The following is a 1,437-nucleotide window of genomic DNA, read 5'->3' on the forward strand; positions in this document are numbered from 1 at the left end:
GAATATTATGACATTCATGACAATTGCACGAATGGTTAATACTTTCCAACCATTTTCAAGTGCCGGGTTTTGACTGGCAAAAATCATGGCTACAATAAAGCCGATGATAAAACCAAAAGAAGGGCTGTAAATAAAGGTACCTTTAAACATAAATAAAAGAATGGCGTTTAATAGCATAGCAACTGCTGCATATTTTCTTGGTAGTAATAAACCTGTTAAAATAACCGCTAAGGTTTGTAGTGTGAAAGGAATTGCGCCGAATGGTACAACAACATAGGAAGCGATGAGCGTAATTACGCTCATAAGTGCTGAAAGTACCCAGTAGTAAGTAGATGATTTTGTCATATTGCTCTCCTTTTAATTGAGTCAACCATATTTTATTTATGGTTGACCATTTATTTTTTACATGGATGTGCGCTAAATGATCACACATCCAAAAGTTGTTGCTATAGTTAAGTTTAAGTGCGCTATTGGTCAGCGAATTGCTGACTAGAGAAAGACACTTCGCCAGATACAAGGGTTCGTACGTTTCCTTCTGGTGTTTCAATTGAAAGATGCCCAAGGTCTGTTACACCAAGGATTTTACCACGATAGTTTTCGTGATTTTCTGTATAGTTAACCCACTGGTTTTTACCTAATAAATGACTGCGGTAATAGTCCAAAAAAGCCAGACTAGATAGGTCATCATAGTAGGATTTAAATTTAATTACAAAGTTTGTAATTAAATCGTTCGTATTAAATGTTCTTGGTAATTGTGGTCCAAATAAGGTACCTGCAACGGATTGATTTTCAGCATTTTCTTTAGAAAAGTCACCCGCAAGGTTAGACCCAATCCCTAGTACCAAATGTGAAATGGTCTGACTTTCCATATCAAAAGTTGCTTCAGTTAGGATACCGACGACCTTTTTCCCTTGATAAAATAGATCATTCACCCACTTAATCATGACATCATCAGATAAATAGCTAGACAATGTTTCTGCGTAGGCTGAAGCAGAAGCAATCGTCATTGAAGCGACTAGGTCATTATTGACACCTTTTGGTGGGGTCATGACGAGTGAAAAGTAAAGTCCCTGGCTAAGCGATGAATAAAAAACACGACCACGACGACCGCGACCAGCTGTCTGTTCATTTGAAATGAAGAGGGCAGGCTGGTTAGGATGATCTGCTGCGTGTTTACGACCAAGGTCATTGGTTGACGAGGTAGATTCTTGGTAGTAAACCTTTAATTCAGGCCAAACGTTTTGTAGGCCATGGCTAATTTGGCTAGGATCAATGGCATGGTTTAAGTTTTCTAAGGCATAGCCATTTTTAGGATGACGGATAATTTCATATCCTTCAGTTTCTAACTGCTTGACGGCCTTCCAAACAGCATTCCGGCTGACTTGGAAGTGGTCGGCTAACTCTGGACCAGTATGGAAATGACCTGGGTGGTCTAGG

General features: G+C 39.3%; 2 protein-coding genes. Both read right to left on the minus strand.

The genetic code is table 11. The features are described 5' to 3' along the window. Window positions 1–345, minus strand: a 345-nt coding sequence (locus tag ACRCJ0_RS14005) for a biotin transporter BioY (RefSeq protein ID WP_431390838.1), incomplete at its 3' end; no start/stop codon positions are given. Between the two features lie 122 nt (window positions 346–467). Then, window positions 468–1,437 (minus strand): biotin--[acetyl-CoA-carboxylase] ligase (locus ACRCJ0_RS14010; RefSeq protein ID WP_431390840.1); only part of this gene is annotated, 970 nt, incomplete at its 5' end.

The sequence above is a fragment of the Aerococcus sp. L_32 genome, assembly GCF_050689315.1.